Source organism: Kitasatospora atroaurantiaca (genome assembly GCF_007828955.1).
In the GTDB taxonomy this organism is placed as follows: domain Bacteria; phylum Actinomycetota; class Actinomycetes; order Streptomycetales; family Streptomycetaceae; genus Kitasatospora; species Kitasatospora atroaurantiaca.
On the sequence record NZ_VIVR01000001.1, the window covers coordinates 6,295,032 to 6,315,210 of the forward strand.

18 protein-coding genes are annotated in these 20,179 nt (G+C 72.7%); 6 read left to right on the forward strand and 12 right to left on the reverse strand.

The genetic code is table 11. The features are described 5' to 3' along the window. Positions 1-72: 72 nt before the first annotated feature. The 9 genes from FB465_RS28325 to FB465_RS28365 form a co-directional block, all read right to left on the reverse strand. Positions 73-1,257, reverse strand: coding sequence for a type III PLP-dependent enzyme (locus tag FB465_RS28325; protein WP_145795049.1), 1,185 nt, complete (start codon positions 1,255-1,257; stop codon positions 73-75). Further along, the gene (locus FB465_RS28330; protein ID WP_145795051.1) at positions 1,254-2,978 is read right to left on the reverse strand and encodes an IucA/IucC family protein; all 1,725 of its coding nucleotides are present in this window, start codon (positions 2,976-2,978) and stop codon (positions 1,254-1,256) included. The genes FB465_RS28325 and FB465_RS28330 overlap by 4 nt, the downstream gene beginning before the upstream one ends. Next, entirely contained in the window at positions 2,978-4,165 is a 1,188-nt protein-coding gene (locus FB465_RS28335; protein ID WP_246192874.1) for an MFS transporter, read from the reverse strand. Before FB465_RS28335 ends, FB465_RS28330 begins: the two co-directional genes overlap by 1 nt. Further along, complete coding sequence (locus tag FB465_RS28340) at positions 4,162-5,844, reverse strand: IucA/IucC family protein (protein ID WP_246192875.1); 1,683 nt, start codon at positions 5,842-5,844, stop codon at positions 4,162-4,164. Before FB465_RS28340 ends, FB465_RS28335 begins: the two co-directional genes overlap by 4 nt. Continuing rightward, positions 5,841-7,037, reverse strand: coding sequence for an ATP-grasp domain-containing protein (locus FB465_RS28345; RefSeq protein WP_145795053.1), 1,197 nt, complete (start codon positions 7,035-7,037; stop codon positions 5,841-5,843). The genes FB465_RS28340 and FB465_RS28345 overlap by 4 nt, the downstream gene beginning before the upstream one ends. Positions 7,038-7,100: 63 nt before the next feature. Next, positions 7,101-8,090, reverse strand: coding sequence for an ABC transporter substrate-binding protein (locus FB465_RS28350; protein WP_145795054.1), 990 nt, complete (start codon positions 8,088-8,090; stop codon positions 7,101-7,103). An 80-nt stretch (positions 8,091-8,170) separates the two neighbouring features. After that, positions 8,171-8,977 carry an ABC transporter ATP-binding protein gene (locus FB465_RS28355; RefSeq protein WP_145795056.1) on the reverse strand — a complete coding sequence of 269 codons (807 nt, stop codon included), beginning with the start codon at positions 8,975-8,977 and terminating at the stop codon, positions 8,171-8,173. After that, entirely contained in the window at positions 8,974-9,990 is a 1,017-nt protein-coding gene (locus FB465_RS28360) for a FecCD family ABC transporter permease (RefSeq protein ID WP_145795057.1), read from the reverse strand. The genes FB465_RS28355 and FB465_RS28360 overlap by 4 nt, the downstream gene beginning before the upstream one ends. Continuing rightward, positions 9,987-10,952 (reverse strand): FecCD family ABC transporter permease, encoded by a 966-nt coding sequence (locus FB465_RS28365; RefSeq protein ID WP_246193355.1) that lies wholly within the window; start codon positions 10,950-10,952, stop codon positions 9,987-9,989. Before FB465_RS28365 ends, FB465_RS28360 begins: the two co-directional genes overlap by 4 nt. Before the next feature lie 177 nt (positions 10,953-11,129). On the opposite strand from FB465_RS28365, the gene FB465_RS28370 reads away from it, so the two are divergent. After that, complete coding sequence (locus FB465_RS28370; RefSeq protein ID WP_145795059.1) at positions 11,130-11,912, forward strand: (2Fe-2S)-binding protein; 783 nt, start codon at positions 11,130-11,132, stop codon at positions 11,910-11,912. Here the strand turns inward: FB465_RS28370 and FB465_RS28375 are convergent. Beyond that, on the reverse strand, positions 11,909-12,328 hold the full coding sequence (locus FB465_RS28375; RefSeq protein WP_145795061.1) for a DUF4267 domain-containing protein: 420 nt from the start codon (positions 12,326-12,328) through the stop codon (positions 11,909-11,911). The genes FB465_RS28370 and FB465_RS28375 overlap by 4 nt on opposite strands. 96 nt (positions 12,329-12,424) lie before the next feature. Between FB465_RS28375 and FB465_RS28380 the strand changes: the two genes are divergently transcribed. Further along, positions 12,425-13,018, forward strand: a complete 594-nt coding sequence (locus FB465_RS28380; RefSeq protein ID WP_145795063.1) for a TetR/AcrR family transcriptional regulator — start codon at positions 12,425-12,427, stop codon at positions 13,016-13,018. A 193-nt stretch (positions 13,019-13,211) separates the two neighbouring features. Continuing rightward, positions 13,212-13,985, forward strand: coding sequence for a DUF2278 family protein (locus FB465_RS28385; RefSeq protein ID WP_145795064.1), 774 nt, complete (start codon positions 13,212-13,214; stop codon positions 13,983-13,985). A 14-nt stretch (positions 13,986-13,999) separates the two neighbouring features. On the opposite strand, the gene FB465_RS28390 is transcribed toward FB465_RS28385, so the two are convergent. Together FB465_RS28390 and FB465_RS28395 are read right to left on the reverse strand one after the other, a co-directional pair. Then, complete coding sequence (locus FB465_RS28390) at positions 14,000-15,226, reverse strand: MFS transporter (protein ID WP_170290706.1); 1,227 nt, start codon at positions 15,224-15,226, stop codon at positions 14,000-14,002. A 194-nt stretch (positions 15,227-15,420) separates the two neighbouring features. Next, the gene (locus tag FB465_RS28395) at positions 15,421-16,182 is read right to left on the reverse strand and encodes a MerR family transcriptional regulator (RefSeq protein WP_246192877.1); all 762 of its coding nucleotides are present in this window, start codon (positions 16,180-16,182) and stop codon (positions 15,421-15,423) included. 349 nt (positions 16,183-16,531) lie between these two features. Between FB465_RS28395 and FB465_RS28400 the strand changes: the two genes are divergently transcribed. The 3 genes from FB465_RS28400 to FB465_RS28410 are packed head-to-tail and all read left to right on the forward strand — an operon-like array spanning position 16,532 to position 19,871. Next, a complete protein-coding gene (locus FB465_RS28400) occupies positions 16,532-18,061 on the forward strand; it encodes a flavin-containing monooxygenase (RefSeq protein ID WP_145795068.1) in 1,530 nt (509 codons plus the stop codon). After that, positions 18,058-18,978: an alpha/beta fold hydrolase gene (locus tag FB465_RS28405; RefSeq protein ID WP_145795070.1), complete on the forward strand. Its 921-nt coding sequence runs from the start codon at positions 18,058-18,060 to the stop codon at positions 18,976-18,978. Before FB465_RS28400 ends, FB465_RS28405 begins: the two co-directional genes overlap by 4 nt. Then, positions 18,975-19,871 (forward strand): SDR family oxidoreductase, encoded by an 897-nt coding sequence (locus FB465_RS28410; protein WP_145795072.1) that lies wholly within the window; start codon positions 18,975-18,977, stop codon positions 19,869-19,871. Before FB465_RS28405 ends, FB465_RS28410 begins: the two co-directional genes overlap by 4 nt. Positions 19,872-20,179 lie beyond the last annotated feature (308 nt).

The following is a 20,179-nucleotide window of genomic DNA, read 5'->3' on the forward strand; positions in this document are numbered from 1 at the left end:
CACGTGCGCGCTCCCTTCGCTGGTACCACTCTCGCACGCCGGTGCGGTCGCGACCTGCGGCGGGCCCGGCGCTCAGCCCTCGTCCGCGTCCAGGAAGTGGAAGGCAGGACGAGGATGCATCAGGAACTCGTGGTGCGAGATGTTCCACGCGTAGGCCCCCGCCATCGCGAAGACCACCCGGTCCGCGGCCCGCAGCCGGTCCACCGGGGCCTGGTGCGCGAGCACGTCCTTCGGGGTGCACAGCTGCCCGGACAGCGTCACCCGGCCGGTGGTGACGGCAGGCCGCGGCCAGGGGTGCGGCCAGTCGGCGACGGGGGTGACGGCGAAGGGCTGGTCGTGTCCCCGGGTGGCCGGTGTGCGCAGATGGTGGGTGCCGCCGCGGAGCACGGCGAAGTCCTCACCGTGGCTCTGCTTCACGTCCAGCACTTCGGTCGCGTACCAGCCGCAGTACGCGGTCAGGGCACGCCCCGGCTCGATCCGCAGGGTGAGGCCGGGGTGGCGGTCCAGCAGCGCCCGGAGGCCGGTGCCGAAGGCCGTCCAGTCGAAGCGGGCGTCCGGGTCCCGGTAGTCGACGGCCATCCCGCCGCCCACGTTGACCTCGGTGAACTCGACGCCGTGCGCGGCGGCCAGCTCCATCGACCACTCGACCACCTGCTCGGCCACCGCCAGCTGAGCGCTCGCGGCCAGCCCGCTGGCCAGATGGGCGTGGATGCCGCGCAGCCGCAGCCGCTCGTACCCGGGCTCGGCGAGCAGCCGCAGGCAGTCCGCCACCCTGGCGGGGTCGAGGCCGAACGGGGTCGGCCGCCCGCCCATCGCCAGCGCGACGGAGTCCAGGGAGCCGGAGGCGACCGGCAGGTTGGCCCGGAGCAGCACGTCCACCGGTCCATTGGCCAGTTCCGCGAGCATCCGAAGCTCGTGCTCGCTCTCGACATGCCAGCGGTGGACACCGAGGCGGAGCGCGTCGGCGATCTCGGCGGGCGTCTTGCCCGGCCCGCCGAACGCCAGCGGGGCATCTGGGACGCCTGCCCGGACATGCGCCAACTCGCCACCGGAGGACACCTCGTAGCCGTCCACGGAGCCGCGAAGCGCAGCCAGGATCCGTGACTCCGGGTTGGCCTTCGCCGCGTAGTACAGCTCGACCCGCTCGGGCAGCGCGGCCCGGACGGCCGCCACGTGTTCCCGCAGGGCGGCGAGATCGTAGATGTAGGACGGCAGATGATCGGACGTCAGCGATTCGACGTGACGGGAGAGGCTCATCGGGCACCCCAGCTGCGCCCGGCCTCGGCCAGGACGTCCGCGGCGAGCGGGGACGGCAGCCGGACGTAGCCGGCCGCGCGGTCGGCCTTGCGCTCCCACCGGGTGAGCAGGTTGGCCTTGGCGGGCAGCGGGACTCCGGCCAGCAGGGCGTTCAGTCGCGGTGCCCGGCCGTACGCGTCCGCGTGCTCCTCCAGCACCGACCGCACCTCCTCCCACAGCGCGGCCTCCAGCGAGGGGTGCTGGTCGGCCAGCGCCGCCAGCAGCTCCGAGACGTGGTTGACCAGCAGGCAGTAGACCACCCGGTCCCAGCCGCGCTGCGCGTCGTAGGCCATCGGGGCGGCCACCTCGGGCGGCAGGCGGTCCAGCAGCGCGGCGTTCCGCTCGGGGAGGAGCTTGGTGCCCTCCAGGTCGCGGAAGAGCACCTGTGCGGGCCGGCCGGCGGAGTCCACCGCGAGCACCACGTTCTGCAGGTGCGGCTCCAGCACCACCCCGTGGTCGAAGTAGGCGGCCAGCACCGGTGGCACCAGCAGCCGCAGGTACGCCGCCCACCACGCGCGGGCCTCCTGCGGACCCGCACCGTCCAGCAGTGCGGAGATGTGCGCGGAGCTGGTCGGGTACTCGTCGGCGACCGCCGCCGCCAGCAGCGGGGTCACCCCGGGCTTCAGCACCCCGTCCAGCCCCTCGCGGACGATCAGGCCGAAGCCCTCGAAGAGAGACGTGTCCGGAAGGCCGTCGGCTCCGGGCAGCGCCAGCGTGCGGAAGGCCGGCTCGCGCAGCATCGCCGCGTCGGGGAAGCGTCCGGCCAGCTCGGCCAGCGGTTCGGCCAGCAGGCGGGTCAGTGTGACGGCCCCGGTCAGCTCGTACGCGGCGTTCTTGCGCAGGCAGTTGGTGATCCGGACGTTCAGGCTGAACTTCAGGAACGCGCCGGCGCCGTACAGCGTGCGCACGGAGGCGGTCGGCGTGAACGGGACGCCGCCGAGCCCCAGGTCCAGCACGTCCCCACGCTCCAGCGCGGCCTGCAACAGCGGGTTGTCACGTAGCAGTTCGTACTGCCAGGGGTGAGCGGGCAGCAACCGGTACCCGTCCGGCACGGCGGCGAGCCCGTCGAGGAGGGCGAGGGCGGCCGGATCGGTGGTGTCCTCGGCGATCAGTTCGCTGCGTACGGCGAGGTGGCGCAGCCGGAACGCCGCGCGGGCCTCCGGCGCGTACGCCGTCCACGCGTCCCGGCCGGCCGAACGGGCCTTGGGGGCCGGATGGAAGCGGTGGCCGAAGAGCAGGGCCTGCTCCGACTCCAGGTACCGGTCCCGGCCGGCCTCCGGGCGGTCGGCGAGAGCGGCCGCGACGCCGTCGTGACTGGACGCCAGCTGGGTCAGGAACTCCTCGTTGCCCAGACCGCTGCGCAGGGTCAGCTCGGCCTGGACGTGCTCGGCCAGCTCGCGCCAGCTCAACTCCTCCCATCCGGTGGCCCGTTCCTCGAAGACCGGGCCGGTGAAGCGGTGCGCTCCGGTCAGCGAGGTGCGGCGCAGGGCGATCCGCAGGACGACGCCGCGCCTGGGCAGACGCAGGTGCAGCCTGCCGTCCGCGACGGCGGTCTGGTGCTCGGGGCCGGAGACCTCGCGCAGCAGGCAGTTGAGCAGGGTGTGGGCGACGGCGTGGTCGGCGGTGGGGAGCTCGGTGGGCGCGGAGCTCATCGGATGGCGGGCGTCGAGACGAGAGGGCATCAGTTGCTCCAACGGGAGAGGAGTACGAGCGCGGCTGCGGCCAGCGCGGTGACGGTGCCGGTGAGCACGGGAGCGGTGGGGCCGAAGGCACTGTTCACCAGCGCGGCCACCGCTCCGGCGGCGACGGCACCGCTCTTGGAGACGAATTCGAGAGCGCCGAACATCCGGCCGGGGGCCCGGCCGCGGGCGGCCTCGGCGGCCAGCACGGAGAGGCAGACCAGGCCGAGGGTGAGGCCGGCGCCGAGCAGCAGCCGGGCCAGCGTGAAGGCGGCCAGGGAGTGGGCGAGACCGTGCCCGGCGAGGCCGAGAGCGACGAAGCCGAAGCCGAGTGCGATGCCCGTCCTGGGCCTGGCCAGGAAGACGGTGTGCACGCGGCCGGCGAACAGCAGGTAGCACAGGTGGGGGAGGGCGAAGAGCACGCCCGAGGCGGTGCCGGAGATGCCCGGCAGTCGCTGCTCGACCAGGGCGATCAGATAGGGGAAGGAGATGATGGTGGAGAAGACGAACGCGAACTCGAAGGCGTAGAGCAGCCGGAGCGAGCCGGGTGCGGGTGCGCTATCGGCACTCTCGGGGGCGCGGACCGGTGGACGGTCGGGCTCGGGCAGCAGGGCCAGCAGGCCGGCGGCGGCCAGCGGCAGGACGGCCATCAGCAGGTACTGCCGGTGCGGCGGGATCCACGGGGACAGCGAGCCGACCAGGATCGGCGCGGCGACCAGCGAGGCGCGGGCGCCGCCCTGCATCAGGGTGAGCGCCTTCGACAGCTGCGGGCCTTCCAGGGCGGCCGCAAGGTAGCCGTTGGTGGCGGCGAAGGTGCCGCCGAGGAAGCCCTGCAGCATCAGTGCGACGGTGAAGGCGGCCAGGCTCTCGGCCGCCCCGGCGAGCAGGAAGGAGACGGTCAGGCCGAGTTGGGCTCGCAGCAGCAGCCGTTTACGGCCGAAGCGGTCGGCGAGCCGGCCCCACAGCGGTGCGCCGAGTGCGCTGAACACGGTGGGCACGATGTAGAGCACCCCGGCCCAGTCCCCGTTCGCGTCGCCCAGGCCGGGCAGGATCGCGGTCAGATAGGGCGGGAGCCCCAGGGCAGCGAACGAGGCCACGAAGTAGCAGGCGGCGACGGCGTGCACCTGGCGCCGGGCGAGCCCGCCCGGTGCGGGGGCAGTCAGCGGCCGCTCCGGGGCCTCGGCGCTCACCGCGGCACCCCGGGCTGCCGTAGATAGTTCGGTCCGGTGGTGTAGTGCTTGTTGATGTCGGCGGCGCCGGAGCGCTCCTTGCTGAGCAGGGACCCGGCGGTGACCATGGCCTTCACGGGGAGTCGGTCGGCGTCCAGCAGCGCTCTGCGCAGCGGGTCGCCGTCCGGGCCGAGCCGGTCGATGGCCGTGCCGAGCCTGGTACGCAGCAGCCCCAGGGTCTCGGCCAGCGGCGCGCGGCCGTGCGCGGCCAGGGCGAAGGCGAGCGAGGCCGTGCAGAGATGGCCGGTGATGGTCGTGAAGAGGTCGGTGAGGGCGCGGTCGCCCTCCCCGAACGTCCGCGGGTCGTCGAACTCGCCCTGGAAACACGAGAGTTCCTTGAGCCGGGCGGGGTTGATCCGGGGCCCGTCGTTGTCCTTGTACAGCAGGCGCAGCCTGGTCCGGCCCGCGACCCGGTCCAGCACCAGCGAGGTGTTCTGCTGGTGCGACTCCAGCGCGATCCCGTACCCGAAGAGCGTGGTCTGCCAGTCGAGCAGCAGGTCGAGGAGCTCCTCGTACAGCCGCACGGGGGAGCCGTCGTAGAAGCGGTCCGCGAGGTGGTCGATCACCAGGCGCCCGCCGGGTGCGGTGGCCGGCAGGGCGGCCAGCGGTACCGTCACGGCGTCCTGGAGACCGGCGGGGTAGCGGCGGGCCAGGACGGCCAGCAGCTCGTGGCCGGCATGGGCGTAGCACTGCTCGTCGGCGAGCAGCACGCGCTCGGCGAAGCGCGGTTCGCGGGCGATCACGGCCTCCAGCAGACGCTGGCCGGCGGCGCCGTCCACGAGTGTGCCGGGCTTGATGGTGCGGCGGTTGCGCAGGCCGAGCGTGGCGGTGGCCAGCGGCAGTTTCAGGTGGCAGGACGGGTCCTGGACGACGGCGACGGTACGCATCGACAGCGTCGGCACCACCTCCAGGTACGGCCGCTCGGCCAGGACCGCGCCCGGCAGTGCGTCCAGCGCCGCCCGGGCCGTCAGCGGGTGCACCGGGATGGTGAGACGCGGCCCCTTCAGCCCGCCGAGCCCGAGCTGGTCCACCGTCGGCCACCAGGTGGGCAGCGGCGCGATGCCGTGAACGGTGAGCGCATCCTCCGGTACGGCGAGCCAGCGGAGCTCGAAGGAGGGGTGGAACTCCGGTGCGTACGCCCGCAGCTGCCCGTCGTCGAGCCCGGACCGGCCGCGCGCCGTCGGGTACACGGGGTGGTCCAGGTAGGCCGCGAGCGCGTCGAAGGCGAGGCTGCCGCCGAGGCCGGTCCAGTCGGCCGGGTCGTCGCCGTAGCACTTGGCGAGCGCGCTGTGCACCTCGTCCTGTGCGGCGGCGTGCAGCCTCATGGTGGTCAGGGTCTGGTGGCACTCCTCGGCGAACGCGGCGTACCCGGCGCGGTCCTCGGGGTCGGCAAGCTCTCCCAACCTGCCCAGGATCTCGGAGAGTTCGGTGACCTGGGTGCCCTCCACCTCCAGCAGGGGCAACCGGGCGGTGTACTCGCTCTGGAAGCCGTCCGCGGTCACCGGCACGGCCAGAGTCCCGGTGCGCAGCCAGGTGCCGTCCGAGCGCTGCGCGGGCACGCTCGTGGTGCGCAGTCCGAGCACGTCCTCGCGCAGCAGCGCGCCCAGCACCCGGAGGGTCAACTCCTCTGCCACGTTCACGGTGTGATCTCCCAGGTGTTGGACGCGATGAACTCCGCCACGGCCCGGTCCACGGCCTGCTGGTCCTGGCCGACCGCCCAGATCACGCCGAGGTAGTCGCGGTTGGTGCGGTACAGCTCGTGCCGCTCGCCGATCGCCCGCACCGGCCGGTACGCCAGCCGTACGCCGTCGGCGTCCTGGTCGTACGGGCCGGGAGCCGCCGTGAGGATGCCGGCCCGGTCGGCGCAGACCGCCTCGTTGCGGGCTCGCAGGTCGCTGCGCGCGCCGAGGTCGGCGGGCAGTGGCTGCCCGAGGTGGGCACGGAGGACGTGCTCGAAGTACGGGATCTCCAGGATCTCGGCCAGCATCAGGTCGCACTGGTCGCCGATGGCACGGTAGTTGACCTCGATGATCCTGGCCCGGCCGTCGGGCTGGACGACGAACTCGGTGTGGCAGGCGCCGAGGCCGACGCCGATCGCGTCCAGCTGCGCGAGCACCTGGTCGACGACGGGCTCCGGGTGGGCCGGGACGAACTCCAGCACCTCCTCGATGAAGTGCGGCGGCGGTGAGAGCCGGGTGTGGAAGCCCCCGAGCACATGCCGGATCCGGCCGTCCCCGAGCGTCTCCAGGGTGTACAGCTCGCCCGCGAGGAACTCCTCGACCACCAGTGCCGCGTCGGGGCGGCGGTGCTGGATCTCCTTGCAGCGCAGCGCGAGTTCGGCCGCGTCCGAGACCAGGGCGACGTCCTCGCTGGCCACGCCCTCGCGGGGCTTGACCACGCACGGGAAGGGCGCGTCGAGTACGGCGGCGTCCTGCTCGGGGGCGAGCTCGGCCGACCAGACGGCGTCCAGACCCGCGGCGGTGAGGTGCCGGCGGAACTCGGCCTTGTTCTTGGCCCGCAGTGCGGCCTTCCAGTCCTTGGCGGGGAGGCCGAAGTACTCGGCGGCCAGGGCGGTCTGGCTCTGGAGGTGGTCGCTGTTGCTGAACACCGCGTCGGGGGAGTGGTGCCGGGAGATCAGCCCGATCACCTCGCGGTGGTCGCGGACCTCGCACTCCAGGACCTCGGGCGCGAAGTCCAGCCCGGCGTAGGCGTGTCGGTGGGCGTCGACGGAGTCGGTGAGGACGGTGACCGCCAGCCCGAGTCTCGCCGCGGCGGGCAGGAAGCCCTGGGTGACGGAGTCGGTGGGGTTGAGGGCGAGCAGGTACAGCCGCACGGTGAGTCCTCTCTGGGCTGTGGGGAGCGGAAGGGCGGGCCTTCACGGCCCGCCCCTGAGGGGCTACTTGGGGGCGTCGACGCCGGCGGCCTTGGCGATGTCGGCGAGCATGGCGTCGGCGGCCTGGACGCCGATACCCGACATCCAGGTCTCGTCCGGCACGTTGAAGACCTTGCTGTTCCTGACGGCGTTCAGGCCCTTCCAGACCGCCGTCCCCTGGACCTCGCTCTGCTTGGTCTTGGTCGGGTCGTCGGAGACGGTGACGAAGACCAGGTCGGCGTCGGCCTGGTTGATCTGCTCGGGACTGACCTCCAGCATCGACTTGTCGACGTCCTGGGAGGCCGGGCGGCCGAGGCCCACGTCGCTGAGCACGGTGCCGCTGAACGAGGCCTTCTGGTACAGCCGGGTGGGGCCGGCCACGAAGCGGACCACGGAGGCGGTGGGAGCCTTGCCGCCGTTCTTCTCCTTGATCGCCTGGCCGAGCTTGGCGGCCCGCGCCTGGTAGTCCTCCAGGGCCTTCCTGGCCTCGGCCTCCTTGCCGAGCGCCTTCGCGTACAGCGCCAGGTTGTCCTTCCACGGGAAGCCCGTGGTCTCGGCGAGCACGGTCGGCGCGATCGCGTTGAGCTTGTCGTAGACCTTCTGGTGCCGGACCTTCGAGGAGAGGATCAGGTCGGGCTTGAGCGAGGCGATCAGCTCCAGGTTGGGCTCGGCCATCGGGCCGACGTCCTTGGTGCCGTCGATCTTGCCCTTGAGGTAGGCCGGGAAGCCGCCCTCGGTCTTGAGGTGCGGGGCCACCGCGCCGACCGGGGTGATGCCGAGCAGTGTGACGTCGTCCAGCTCACCGCTGTCGAGCACGACCACTCGCTTGGGCTGGGCCTTGATCTCGGCGGTACCCATGGCGTGCTGGACGCTGCGCGGGAACGTCGCGTCCGCGTTCTGGCTCTGACCGGCGGACTTCGCCTCGCCGGAGGAGCCGCTGCTGCCGCAGGCGGCCAGCAGGGTGGTGGAGAGGGCGACGGCGAGCACGGCGGCGGGCAGTCTGCGCTGATTCATGATCATTCCTTGCTGGGGTGTTTTCGGGCAGGGTGCAGGGACCGGCGGCGGTGCCGGAGATTCGAGGGTTCGAGAGGGAGTCAGACGGCCGCGGGGCGGTGCGTCCTGGATCGGGGGACGACCAGCGGGGTACCGGTCTCCGGGTCGGGGATGACCTGACACGGGACCTGGAAGACGGTCTCGACCAACTCGGCCGTCAGCACCTCGGCGGGCGGCCCGGCGGCGGCAAGCTTTCCGCCCTCGAGGACGACCAGGTGGTCCGCGTACCGGGCGGCCTGGCCCAGGTCGTGCAGCACCATGACCACGGTGCGGCCCGACTCGGCGTGCAGGTCGGCGACCAGGTCGAGCACGTCGAGCTGGTGGCGCAGGTCGAGGAAGGTGGTCGGCTCGTCCAGCAGCAGCAGTTCGGTGTCCTGGGCCAGGGCGAGCGCGATCCAGGCGCGCTGGCGCTGCCCGCCGGAGAGCCGGTCCACCGGCTGGTCGCGGAGCTCGGCGGTGCCGGTACGGGCCAGCGCGTCCTCGACCGCCGCCTGGTCGGCCGCCGACCAGGGGCTGAGCATCCGCTGGTGCGGGTAACGGCCGAGCCGTACCAGCGACTCGACGGTGATCGCCTCGGGGGTGACCGGCTGCTGTGGCAGCAGGCCCATCCGCTTGGCGAGCGCCCGGGCGGGCATCCGGTGGATGTCGGAGCCGTCCAGGGTGACCGTGCCGGCGGCCGGGCCGAGCAGGCGGACCAGGCCCCGCAGCAGGGTGGACTTGCCGCAGGCGTTCGGCCCGACGATTGCGGTCACCGCGCCGCCGGGGAGGGTGAGATCGAGGCCCTGCACGATGACCCGGTTGCCGTAGCGCAGGTCGAGCCCCTGAGTGGCCAGCTGATTGACGGTCACGATTCTCTCCTCTGGGGCAGCCCGCTCCGGCGGATCATCAGGACGAGCAGCCAGGGCGCGCCGAGCGTCGCGGTGACGGCGCCGACCGGCAGGCCGTGGACGGGCAGCAGGTGCAGGACGACGTGGTCGGCGCCGAGCAGCAGCACCGCTCCGGTCAGCGCGGTGAGCGCCAGCGTCGCCGGGGTCGGCGGCCCGGCCAGGAAGCGCACCAGGTGCGGCACGGCCAGCGCCACGAAGGCGACCGGGCCGGTGAGTCCGGCGGCCAGCGAGGCCAGCACGACGGCGAGCAGCAGCAGACCCAGCCGGGCGCGGTTCGGGTCGAGCCCGAGTCCGCCCGCCGAGTCGTCGCCCAGGTCCAGCACCGAGACCTGACGGTGCAGCAGGAACACGGCCGCGACGGTGAGGGCGATCGCCGTCCCACCGACCCGGACCTCGGTCCAGGTCCGCCCGTACAGCGATCCGGTGGTCCACTGCAGGGCGGAGGTGGCCAGCTCGGCCGGGAACCGCACGATCATCAGATTGACCGCAGCCGCAAGCCCGGCCTGCACCGCGAGACCGACCAGCACCAGCCGGCTGACGGCCATCCGGGAGCGCCAGGCGAAGCCGCCCAGCAGCGCCGCGGCCAGCACCCCGCCGCCGAGCGCGGCGAGCGGGATCAGAGCCTGACTGGCGCCGGTGGCCAGCAGTACCACCGCACCGAACGAGGCGCCGCCGGTTACGCCGATGACGTCCGGCGAGGCGAGCGGGTTGCGGAACAGCCGCTGCAGCACGGAGCCGGCGACGGCCAGGCCGGCGCCCGCGATCAGCGCCGAGATCACCCGGGGCGCCCGGAACTCCTGCACCACCAGCACGTCCCCGGCGTCGCCGAGGCCGACCAGGGCGCGCAGCGCGTCCGTGAACGGCATCTCCACCTGACCGGTGCTCAGCGCGAGGCCGGTGAGCAGCACCAGGCCGGCCGCGAGCGCGGCGCAGAGCAGCAGCGTACGGCGGCGCCGGGTGTGGACGGCGTTCACCGGGCCACCTTCCGGGCGAGTACGGCGAGCAGCGGCGCGCCCAGGAAGGCGGTCACGATGCCGACCTCGATCTCGGACGGCCGGGTCACCAGCCGTCCGAGCACATCGGCGGCGAGCAGCAGGATCGGGCCGGCGACCAGGCAGCCGGGTACCAGCCAGCGGTGGTCGTTGCCGAGCAGCGGTCGGACCAGGTGCGGCGCGGCCAGCCCGATGAAGGCGATCGGCCCGGCGACGGCCACCGCGCTCGCGGCGAGCAGGACGACCGCCAGCCCGCCGAGCAGCCGGATCCGGACCACGGGCACGCCCAGTGACTGGGCCGCCTCGTCGCCGAGCGCCAGCGCGTTGAGCGCGGGGGAGACCAGGAGCGCCAGCACCACACCGACCGCGATCAACGGCAGGACGGGGGTGAGGACTTCCAGGCTGCGCCCGCTCAGTGAGCCGGCCAGCCAGAAGCGGGCCTCGTCGAGGGTGCGGCGGCTCGCGAGCATCAACGCGGAGGTCCAGGAGGTGAGCACGGCGGTGAGGACGGTGCCGCCGAGCGCGAGCCGTACGGGGTCGAGGTCTCCCGAACGGCGGGCCATCGCATAGGCGAGGACGGCGGCAGCGGCTGCCCCGAGGACGGCGAACCAGACGTACTGCAGGGGCTGGGTGAGGTGCAGCGCGAAGATCGCCGTGACCACGGCCAGGCCGGCACCCGCGTTGATGCCGAGCGTGGTCGGCGAGGCGAGCGGGTTGCGCGTCACGCCCTGGGCCACCGCACCGGCCGCGCCGAGAGCCGCACCGATCACCAGACCGATCACGGTGCGCGGAACGCGCAGGCCGGTGACCACGTCCGCGTCGCTCCCGTGGCCCGATCCCGACAGTGCGTCAAGAACGGTGGCGAGCGGGATCGGTCGCGATCCCAGGGCGAGGCTCAAGGCGGAGCACAGCACGAGCACGCCGATCCCGAGGGCCAGCAGCAGGGGCCGCCGTACCGTCCGGGACCGTTGAGCCGAGGCTGTGGACGCCGGCAGATCGGTGGTAAGCACGAGACCAGATTAGGTTAGGCATACCTAACTTCGTCAAGTCCGAGCGGCACTGTCGCGATATGGCGTCAGATGCCTATAAGGTGAGGCTCACCTTAGTTGATCTCGGGAGTCATGATGCTCCAGATGACGGCCGTGCCACCGCATGCCGCCGATCGATTGGCCGAAACCTATCGGCAACTGGCCGGGATCGGCGGGGGGCTCCGCGTCGACCTGATGACATCGGGTCAGCCTTTTCCGAAGCGTGAGGACGGCTGGGTCCGGGCCTCCGCGCTGGCCGGGGGAGTCGACGCCCTGATCGCCGCGGAGGCCGCCCGTATCGAGGCCGAGCACGGGTGCGCGCCTCGTATGCACGTCGCGGCCTCCCGGCTGCTGCACCACTACCTCTGGTCCGCCTGCCTCCTCCTGAGCGGGCCCTGGTACCTGACCGGGCAGGTGCCCCGGCTGCGGCCCGAGGACCTCGCGATCGAGGTCTCCACCGGCGACCTCGCGGTCCGCCCGGGTGTGGCCGAGCCCGGCGGTGAGCGCGAGCTGCGCGAGGCCGTCGCGGGGTATGTCGAGCCGGCGCTGGACGCATTCCAGCCGTACGTGAAGCGCGGGCCGCGCGCCCTCTGGGGGATGGTGACGGACGATCTGGTCTCCGGCATCTGGTACCTGGGCCGGATGCTCGATGAGGAGGAACGTGCAGCCGAGGTCGCCGCGGCGGTCCTGCCCGGCGACACCCCGCCCTTCCTCGGCGCCGCGGACTTCCGCCGCCTGCCCGGTACCGACGGCCGCACCCACCTCACCCGCACCCGGCTCGGCTGCTGCCTGTACTACGCGATCCGCCCGGCGGACACCTGCCTCACCTGCCCGCGCACCGGCGACGCCGAGCGGGTGCGCCGGCTGGAGGCCTAGGGGTTGGCCGCCGCCACCGCGTGGGTGTGGGCTTCCCGGGTGCCGCGAAGGGTGAGGACTCCGAGCGTTGCCACCGCGGCGGCGGTTGCGCCGTGGATGCCGAAGGCCGCCGCGGCCGTTCCGCCGTGGCTCAGCACGATGAGCATGTCGCCGGTCGGGGTGACGGCTTCGATGATCAGTGCCCAGCCCAGTGCGCGGCGTTGACCCGTCGCCAGGAGTGCGAGGATCACCAGGCCTGACACGATGTCACGGAGGCCCTTCACGTCGAGGTAGCCGGCGGCCTCGCCGTGCGGCCAGGACGGGATGCCGAAGCCCGAGGCGGCGCCGTCCGGGTCGAGGAGGAACCTCGTCCCGATGAGGATGATGCCGATGCCGCCGAGTGCGGCCAGGCCGTCGAGCAGTCGGTTCCTGGACATGTTCTCTCTCCCACGCTCGGATCTCTAGCACTGCTAGATGACGTAGCGAACGTAGCATGCCGCTGTCCGGATTTCTAGCACTGCTAGAATCAAGGCATGTCCATCCAGCAGCGTCGAGAGCGCGAGCGAGCCCACCGCCACCAACTGATCGTCAAGGTCGCCCGTGAGCTGGCCGAGTCCGAGGGCTGGGACGCGGTCACCACGCGGCGCCTGGCCGAGCGGATCGAGTACAGCCAGCCCGTCCTCTACAGCCACTTCGCCGGCAAGGACGCCATCGTCGGCGCGGTCGCGCTGGAGGGCTTCGAGGAGCTGGCCGGTGCGCTGCACCGGGCCCGCTCGGCGGCCGCCGGTCCCGCCGAGGCGCTCGAGGCCGTCGCCGGCGCCTACGCCGACTTCGCCCAGGCCAACCCGGCGCTGTACGACGCCATGTTCACCCTCGCCAGCGACCTCCGGTTCGGCGGCCCCGATGCGCCCGACGCCCTGAAGGCGGCCTTCGGCGAGCTGCTCGGCGTGTTCGCTCCGCTGGCCGACGGCCGGGACGCGGAGACCCTCACCGAGGTCGGCTGGAGCGCCCTGCACGGGCTGGTCACGCTGACCAGGGGCGGCAGACTGCGCGAGGACCACCGGGACCAGCGGCTGGCCCTCCTCGTCGGTCAACTCCTCGCCGCACCGGAGGGCGTCCGCCAGTAGGTGTGAGCACACCGGGGGCGCGGGGAACTGCGCGAGGCGGAAGGTGCGGCGCCGTTGCCTTCCGATTTCGCGCAGTTCCCCGCGCCCCCTGTGGTCGGCCCGCTGCGGTCCTGTTGCCTGTCTCTCAGGGCGAGCGGAGAGTGGAGACGACCTGGTGGTGGCCTGTGCGTGGGCCCGTTCCGAGGGGAGCACCATGCCGCTTGCCCATTACGGCGTCGCGATCGGCACCTTCCACGACTTCTCCCGCGACCCCACCCACGACTTCGGCCACTGGTACCACGGCCATCTGTCCCTGGACACGCCCGAGGGCGTCTACCAGGCGGCCCTCGACGTGGACGCGCCCGCCAGCGTCGGCGTCAGCTACCGCCTGGTGGACGACCTGCGGGTGGCGGACATTGCCACCGTCCGCGCCCTAGCCAACGGGTTCCACCCGCTCGCCTCCGTGCTGTCCTCCGGGGCCCTCGACTACGTGCGCAGTCCGCTGCTGCGCAACCGCCTGTGGTTCGAGTGGCTCTCCTCGCTCACCGGGACGGTGTACCGGACGGTCAGCAAGCCGCCCCCGGGCAGCCCGTCCTACGGGCCGGACCTGGCCGACAGCCTGGCCGAGCGGTTGCTGCAACTGCGCAGGAAGATCGAGGGCGACAGGTGGTTCGGCGGACTCCACCCCCACCTGCGCTTCTTCCCCTGGGTCTCCAGCAACGGCGACAACGCGCTCGACGTCCTGGTCCCGTACCTCCAGGCGTCCACCAGGATCTACGTCTTCGGGCAGCGCTTCACGACCGGCCTCGGAGTCCACGACGTCCACCTGAACCAGGGTGACCCGCTCGGCAGCCAGTGGTATGCGACCGACGGCATCTGGCAGGACGGCGCGGTGATGTGCGAGCGCGCGGACGGCCGCGTCGTCGTGTGGCAGATCAAGTTCAACACCCAGTCCCTCACCACGGACGATTCCGGCCACCCTCGTTGACCAGCCTCGTCGGCTCAGCGGGCCATCAACTCGGCCGCCGGAGCGCGCTCTTCACTGGACACCGGCCGCCGGTAGCGGCGAGAGGTCGCCGTCAGGGCGGCGAGCAGCAGGGCGGCCGCCGCGGCGGCGCAGGTGACGCGGAAGGGGGAGGTCGGGCCGTACCGGTCCGCGACCCAGCCGGCGGCCAGGGTCCCGGCCGACTGCGCGAGAGTGATGCTGCTGACCAGGGCGGCCATGGCCTCGCCCAGCCGGGCCGCCGGGACGGTGCGCTCGACCAGGCCGAACATGGTGATCATCTGAGGGGCGATGGCCACTCCCAGGCAGCCGATCGCCAGCGCGAGCCCGGTCACGCTCTGCACGGCCAGCAGTGGGAGTGACGCGCCGAGCAGCAGCGCCGTCGCCACCCGCAGCCGGACCGGCAGGTCCCAGCGGCTCGGCAGGGCGGCGGTGGCCACACCGGCGAACGCGCTGGTGCCGCCCAGGAATCCGTAGATCAGCCCGGCCGCGCCCGGGTGGCCGAGGTGCTCGGTGGTGGCGGTCACCCCGACCTGGATGGAGCCGAAGCAGGCCCCGAGCAGCGCCATACCGGCCAGCAGTAGTGCGTACGGGGTGCTCAACAGCCGTCCGCCGGTGCGGCGTTCGGTTACGGCTCCGGGCGGAGCGGTGGGATGCAGGGCGAACAGCGTCCCGCAGACGCCGACCAGTCCGGCGGCCAGCAGGAGGCCCGCGGCCGGGTCCAGCAGGGTGGCGAGCAGGCCGATCACGGCCGGGCCCGCGGTGAAGCTGACCTCGTCCACGGTGCCGTCGAGCGACAGCGTGGCCGAGGTCAACTCCGGGTCGCCCCCGGCCAGTCGGACCCAGCGGCTGCGGGAGAGCGGTCCGATCAGCGGCATCGAGAGGCCGATCAGGGCGGCCGCCACGATCTGCGGTGTCAGGGGCAGCCGGTTCTCGGAGGCGAGCACCAGGGCGACGATGGCCAGGGCGTTGACGGCGGCGGCAGCCAGCCCGACCGGGCGCTGCCCGCGCCGGTCGGCGAGCCGTCCGACCAGTGGCCCGCCCAGGGCCTGACTCACCGCGAGCGCACCGGCCACCGCCGAACCGCGCCACACGCTCCCTGAGTTGTGGGTGACCAGGAGCAGCGTCCCGATCGGGCACATCGCGTTCGGCAGCCGCCCCAGCAGCGACCAGAGCAGCACCCGACCCCCCGTCAGGCGTACGGCCGTCCGGAACGTCGTGATCACGGCCATACAGGCGTGCCCCCACACGGACCGGCTCGGGGCGCCCGCCTCCCGTTCGCCGGCCCTGACAGGTGATCGGCCTGCGGGTGAGCCTCGACCGTACGGGCGCGGACGGCGCGGGCGGAAGGGTGGGATCACCCAGTTCGCGGTCCTCGGGCGGGGGCCGGGCTTTGGAGGAGAGACCAGATCGCGGCCAGCTAGTGCTCCTCGCGGTGGTGCGGCAGGGCCTCGTACTCCGCGTGGACGCGGCGGTCCATGGCGAGGGCGAACTGGGCGTCCGCGACGGTGCGGGCCAGCGGGCGGAGGCGGCGGATCTGCTCGGTCAGCCGGGCGGCCTCGCCGGGGGTGAGGGTCTCGACGTGGGTGAGGGCGCCGAGGAGCTGATCGCGGATCAGGGTGGTGAAGACCTCCGCGACGGCATCCGCGTACTCCTGGGCCTTACGGCTGGCGGCCAGCACGGCCGACAGCGGAACGCCCTCGGAGACCAGTGAGACGGTGGCGTCCATCAGGCGGCGGCTGATGTGGGTGATGCCGTCCTCGTGGACGGTGATGTAGCCCTGGTCGATCGACTCGGCGGTGTTGGCCTCCGTCAGCTGCTCGCCGAACGCCTCGGTGAGCTCGGCCCAGCTCAGGCGTACGGGCGTCTCGTCCGACCAGGGGGCGGTGATCGCGGCCTGCAGGCCGATCAGCTCGGCGACGTCCCGTCCGCTCTCGCCGGCGCCGATCAGCTCGGCGATGCCGCCGAGGGTGTGTCCCCGGTCGAGCAGCTCGGCGATCACCCGCAGCCGGGCCAGGTGCTCCTCGCCGTACCAGGCGATCCGGCCCTCCTTGCGCGGCGGCTGGAGCAGCTTGCGCTCGCGGTAGAAGCGCAGCGTACGCGTGGTGATACTGGCAGCCTGCGCGAGCTCCTCGACCCGGTACTCGCGCGGCTCGCCCGCCGTCTTCTTGATCTCCGCCACGCGGCCAGCATAGGACCCTCCGTCGCTTGCGGGGGCGGCGTCGCGACGCCGGGGCACGCTCCCTCCTTGCCCGCCAACGGGCAGGAGGGGCCCACCGCCGCGTTGTCGTCGGTCGCCGCTGCTCCGCTGCTCCTCCCTCCTCCGCCTTGCGATGCGCGCACCCCAACGCCGCTCCTTCACCCGCCCCCCAAGCGACGGAGGGTCCGGCCCGAGGCCCCGGGAAACCGATGCTGTCGGGCTTCTTCCGCGAACTGTCAGCAAGAGCTACCCTGCCAATCGTGCCAGTGATTGCTGGCGCGGTTTTAATTGACGTGGACACCCTCGCCCCCACCCCCCAGGAGGCCGCCGCATGCCACCCAGCCCCAAGCGCACCAAACAGTCGCCCCCGGCGACCCCGCACGTTCGCGTGGCGGTCGTCGGCTCGGGCTTCGGCGGCCTCGGGGCCGGCGTCCGGCTGCGCCGTGCCGGGATCACCGACTTCGTGATCCTGGAGCGCGCCGCCTCGGTCGGCGGCACCTGGCGCGACAACAGCTACCCGGGCTGCGCCTGCGACGTCCCCTCGCACCTGTACTCCTTCTCCTTCGCCCCCAACCCGGAGTGGCCGCGAAGCTTCTCCCACCAGCCGGACATCCGCGCCTACCTGGAGCGCGTCACCGACACCTTCGGCCTACGCCCGCACCTGCGGTTCAACGCCGAGGTCACCGAGCTGCGCTGGGAGCAGGAGCAGACCCGCTGGCGGGTCACCACCACGGTCGGGACCTGGACGGCCGACGCCGTGGTCTCCGCCGCCGGGCCGCTCGCCGACCCGCAGATCCCCGACATCCCGGGCCTGGCGGAGTTCCCCGGCAAGGTCTTCCACTCCTCGCGCTGGGACCACGACTACGACCTCGCGGGCAAGCGCGTCGCCATGGTCGGCACCGGCGCCTCGGCGGCCCAGATCATCCCCTCGATCCAGCCCCTGGTCGGCAGGCTGACGGTCTTCCAGCGGACGCCGGCCTGGGTCATGCCGCGTGCCGACCGGGAGATCTCCGCCGCTGAGAAGTGGCTGCACAGCAAGCTCCCGCCGACCGGGAAGCTGCGCCGCGCCACTCTGTTCGCGCTGCGCGAGCTGCAGGTGGACGCCTTCGTCCGCCGCCCCGGAGCGCTCAGGCTGGTCCAGCAGATAGCGGTGCGCAACATCGAACGCGGCGTCGGGGACCCGGCGCTGCGGGCCAAGCTCACCCCGGACTACCGGATCGGCTGCAAGCGCATCCTGCTCAGCAACACCTACTACCCGGCGCTGGCCGCCCCCAACGCCGACGTGGTCTCCTCCGGCCTCGCCGAGGTGCGCGGCTCGACGCTGGTCGCCGCCGACGGCAGCGAGCACGAGGTGGACGCGATCGTCTTCGGTACCGGCTTCCACGTCACCGACATGCCCATCGCCGAGCGGGTGTTCGGCGTCGAGGGCCGGAGCCTGGCCGAGGAGTGGAAGGGCGGTATGGAGGCGCTGCGCGGCTCGACCGTACGGGGCTTCCCCAACCTGTTCTTCGTGATCGGCCCCAACACCGGTCTCGGCAACAGCTCGATGATCCTGATGATCGAGTCCCAACTGAACTACCTGATCGACGCGTTGACCACCCTCTCGGCGGTCGGCGCCACCGCGATGCAGCCCACCGCCCAGGCCCAGCGGCACTGGAACCTCGAGCTCCAGCACAAGATGACCAGGACCGTCTGGAACACCGGTGGCTGCACGAGCTGGTACCTGGACGCCGAGGGCAAGAACACCGTGCTCTGGCCGGGCTCCACCAGCAGCTTCCGCCGCGCCACCCGCAAGGTGGACCTCGGCGAGTACGAACTCATCAAGCGCACCGCCCCCGTGGCCGAGGAGATCCCCGCGTGATACCTCTCGACTGTGTACTGCCCGCCCCCGCCGAGGAGTTCCGCATCCGCTCGGCCGACGGCCACTGGATCCACGCCGAGGCGTACGGCCCGGCCGGGGCACCGATCGTGGTGCTGGCCCACGGCTGGACCTGCTCGACCGCCTTCTGGGCGCCGGTGATCAACCAACTCGCCGCCGACCACCGGGTGCTGGCCTACGACCAGCGCGGCCACGGCCGCAGCGACATCCCGCCGACCGCCGCCGGTTACTCCACCGCCAAGCTGGCGGACGACCTCGAGGCGGTCCTCACCGAGCTCGTCCCGGCGGGGGAGCGGGCCGTGCTCGCGGGCCACAGCATGGGCGGCATGACCATCATGGCCGCCGCCGACCGCGGCGAGGTGGCGGCGCGTACGGCGGCCGCCGTGCTGATCAGCACCGGGCCCGGCGACCTGGTCGCCGAGCTCAAGGTGGTCCCGCCCGCCGTGCGCGGCACGGGGCTGCGGCGCCTGCTGCACCGGCTGATCCTGGAGTCCCGGCTGCCGCTCGGCCCGGTCAACAGCGTCAGCAGGGCCCTGCTGAAGTACGCCACGATGGGGCCTGACACGCCCGCCGGACGGGTCGAGGCGGCGGCGCGTGTCGTGCACGCCTGCCCGACCGTCGTCCGCCACCGCTGGTCCAAGGTGCTCGGCGAGCTCGACCTCCACTCGCAGCTCGCCAAACTGGCCGCGCCCACCGGCGTGATCGTCGGTACCCACGACAAGCTGACCCCGCCCGTGCACGTCAGCCGGATGGTCGGCGCGCTGCCCGACCCGCAGGGCGTACTGGAACTCCCCGGCGTCGGCCACATGTCCCCCGTCGAGCGGCCGGCCGAGGTGGCCGCCGAGATCCGGCGCTTCGTCAACTCCGGTGCCCTCAGCGAGAAGAGCGTGATCGAATGAGTGGGACCCCGCCGCTCTCCGCCCAGGTCGTGGTCGTCACCGGAGCCGCCCGCGGCGTCGGCGCCCTGACGGCGCGTAAGCTCGCCCAGCGCGGCGCCAAGGTCGCCCTGGTCGGCCTGGAGCCCGAGGAGCTCAAGGAGGTCGCCGCGCAGTGCGGGCCCGAGGCCTCGTACTGGGAGGCGGACGTCACCGACATCGAGGCGCTGAGCGCTACGGCGCGGGCGATCAAGGACCGTTACGGGCGGATCGACACCGTGGTCGCCAACGCCGGGATCGCGATCGGCGGGCCGCTGCTCGACAGCGACCACCGCGCCTTCAGCCGGGTGATCGAGGTCAACCTGCTCGGCAGTGTGGCCACCGCCAGGGCCTTCCTGCCCGCCCTGGTGGAGAGCGGCGGCTACCTGCTGCAGATCGCCTCGCTGGCCGCGATCACCCCGGCGCCGCTGATGGCCGCGTACTGCGCCAGCAAGGCGGGGGTCGAGTCCTTCGCCCACGCGCTGCGTGCGGAGGTCGCCTACCAGGGCGTCAAGGTCGCTGTGGGGTACCTGAGTTGGACCGACACCGACATGGTGCGCGGCGCCGACCAGGACACCGTGCTGCGGCAGATGCGAGCCCGGCTGCCCTGGCCGGCCAACAAGACCTACCCGCTCGGCCCGGCGGTCGACCGGCTGGTCGCGGGCATCGCCCGGCGCTCGCCGCACGTCTATGCCCAGGCCTGGCTGCGGGGCATGCAGCCGGTCCGCTGGCTGCTCCCCGGGCTGATCGCCGCCGTCGGCTCGCGCGATGTGGCCCGGCTGGCACCGGAGTTGAAGGCCACCGCGGCCAGTCGGCTGCGTCCCGTCGGCGCGGGCGGCGAGGCGGACTCGGCGGCCCAGGGCTCACAGGTCGACTGAGGCCGGACCGTACGGCGACCCCAGGGCGTGAGGAACTGCGCGAGGCGGAGGGTGAATGGTGTCACCTTCCGTTCTCGCGCAGTTCTCCCCCAGCCTTCGGCCGGGAGGTGCCCCCACGCACCCCTCGTGGGGTGCCCCTGCCCGGCGGGTGACGCTCAGGGGCCGGTTTCGGACGGCCGGGCAATGTCACCCGGCCGTAAAGACTCCACCTCAAGCGGCCAAGTCCCGGTAAACATCCGGTATTTGGGGCGATTTGTCGCAAGGAATTCACGACCGGATCGCATCTGACGCGTACACGTGGCCGATGC

What these genes read in the sequence shown, in the direction of transcription:
- FB465_RS28325 (WP_145795049.1), bottom strand. Translation starts at nt 1,257, where the DNA reads ATGAGCCTCTCCCGTCACGTCGAATCGCTGACGTCCGATCATCTGCCG.
- FB465_RS28330 (WP_145795051.1), bottom strand. Translation starts at nt 2,978, where the DNA reads ATGCCCTCTCGTCTCGACGCCCGCCATCCGATGAGCTCCGCGCCCACC.
- FB465_RS28350 (WP_145795054.1), bottom strand. Translation starts at nt 8,090, where the DNA reads ATGAATCAGCGCAGACTGCCCGCCGCCGTGCTCGCCGTCGCCCTCTCC.
- FB465_RS28370 (WP_145795059.1), top strand. Translation starts at nt 11,130, where the DNA reads ATGATGCTCCAGATGACGGCCGTGCCACCGCATGCCGCCGATCGATTG.
- FB465_RS28375 (WP_145795061.1), bottom strand. Translation starts at nt 12,328, where the DNA reads ATGTCCAGGAACCGACTGCTCGACGGCCTGGCCGCACTCGGCGGCATC.
- FB465_RS28380 (WP_145795063.1), top strand. Translation starts at nt 12,425, where the DNA reads ATGTCCATCCAGCAGCGTCGAGAGCGCGAGCGAGCCCACCGCCACCAA.
- FB465_RS28385 (WP_145795064.1), top strand. Translation starts at nt 13,212, where the DNA reads ATGCCGCTTGCCCATTACGGCGTCGCGATCGGCACCTTCCACGACTTC.
- FB465_RS28400 (WP_145795068.1), top strand. Translation starts at nt 16,532, where the DNA reads ATGCCACCCAGCCCCAAGCGCACCAAACAGTCGCCCCCGGCGACCCCG.
- FB465_RS28410 (WP_145795072.1), top strand. Translation starts at nt 18,975, where the DNA reads ATGAGTGGGACCCCGCCGCTCTCCGCCCAGGTCGTGGTCGTCACCGGA.